Below are 1,506 nucleotides of genomic sequence, written 5' to 3'. Positions count from 1 at the left end.
CCGCGTGGTCGGCGAGCACGGTGAGCGCGGCGACCAGGTCCGGCGCGTCCCATTCGCCCGCCATGTAGGACTCGCCGAAGCCGACGAGTCCCTGGGTGCCGATACGGCGGTGGAAGGCCTCCGGGTCGTGGATCTCGATCACCGGGCCGCCGGTACCGAGACGGCCTCCGTCGGCGAACCGTACCCGCAGGGGCAGGCGTCGCAGCGTCCTGCTCAGCACGGCGCGGGTGACGGCGGTCCGGGTGCGCGAGGCCTCCGGCGGCGTCACCACGTCCGGCCAGCGGGCGGGATCCACATCCCGGCGCTGCGCGGTGGCGGAGCGGGGCTCGGCTGTCCTCATGTGTCACTCTCCTGGCTTCGGTGGCGTGGGCGGGGCTGGACGGGCAGTCCCCGCAGGTAGAGGCGGATGCCGTGGACGCGGATGGCGGCCGAGACGACGGCGGTGGACCACGGATGGCGCAGCGCGGCACGCAGCAGCGTCCCCACGGTCGCCTCACGGCGGGTCCCGCGCACGGTCGCGGTGAAGGGCCGGGTGCCCTCGCGCTCCAGGCGCACCATGAGGTCGAGGCGGTCGTCCGGGAGGGGAAGGCGCATGCGGTACTCGCCGTCGACGGGGAAGAAGGGCGAGACGTAGAACTGCTTCTCGGTGCGGTAGAGCCGTTTCGCGGCCCGGTGGGTCTCCCGCTCGGGCGGGCGGTCCTCCCGATCGGGAGGCTCGGCCCGCAGGCCGGCGGACTCCGACGACCGGGCGGGCTCCGAGGGCTCGTGGGCCGCGGCGGCGTGGGGGCCGTCCCGCTGTTCGCGCGTCGTCCCGGTGTCGTCCGGGAGCAGCAGGTAGCAGTGCCGTTCGCCGTACGTGTTGTGCACCTCGGCGACCACGCAGCGCGGTGCGCCGCCGGGGTCGTGGCACCAGTAGAGGGTGAGCGGGTTGAAGACGTGACCGAGGACCCGCGCGTGGGCGAGCATCGTGACCGGGCCGCCGCGCAGGTCGATGCCGTGCCCGGCGAGGAAACGGTCGAGCCCGGCGCGGATGGTCGGCTGGTCCCCGTCGAAGTGGTCACGGGGGTCGAAGCCGGCCAACGGGCGCAGCGGTAGGGGCAGTCGGGGCGGGTGGTCGGGGTCCGTCAGCCACATGTACGTGTGGTGGCGCAGCGCGTACCGGGTCGGCGCGGTCCGTACGTGCGAGACCGTGCAGGGGTAGAGCGCGGGGGTACCGCTCACCAGGTCACCCCCAGGGCCGCGGCGGCCGCCACGCCGGAGCGGCAGCCGTCCTCGTGGAATCCCCAGCCGTGGTAGGCGCCCGCGTACGCGGTCACCGCGCTGTTCAGTCCCGGGAGGCCGGTCTGCGCGGCCACGGACTCCGGTGTGTAGACGGGGTGTTCGTACACCATGCGGGCCAGGACCCGGTCCGGGTCGACGCGGTCCTCGCCGCCGAGGGTGACCACGTAGTTCTCGGGTGCGTCGAGGCGCTGGAGCCGGTTCATGTCGTAGCTGACGCGGACCCGG

At 74.2% G+C, this 1,506-nt stretch carries 1 protein-coding gene and 2 pseudogenes; all 3 read right to left on the bottom strand.

Features of this window, described 5'->3' with window-relative positions:
* Positions 1-340 (bottom strand): annotated as a pseudogene (locus ABZV34_RS39330) (SAM-dependent methyltransferase); the annotation flags it as partial.
* Positions 337-1,221, bottom strand: coding sequence for a DUF1365 domain-containing protein (locus ABZV34_RS39325; protein WP_356288054.1), 885 nt, complete (start codon positions 1,219-1,221; stop codon positions 337-339). The gene ABZV34_RS39325 and the pseudogene ABZV34_RS39330, both read right to left, overlap by 4 nt.
* Positions 1,218-1,506: pseudogene (locus tag ABZV34_RS39320) on the bottom strand (amine oxidase); the annotation flags it as partial. The pseudogene ABZV34_RS39320 and the gene ABZV34_RS39325, both read right to left, overlap by 4 nt.

Source organism: Streptomyces sp. NPDC005195 (assembly GCF_040608315.1).
Classification (GTDB): domain Bacteria; phylum Actinomycetota; class Actinomycetes; order Streptomycetales; family Streptomycetaceae; genus Streptomyces; species Streptomyces kaempferi.
This window is presented reverse-complemented; position numbering and strand designations above follow the sequence as displayed.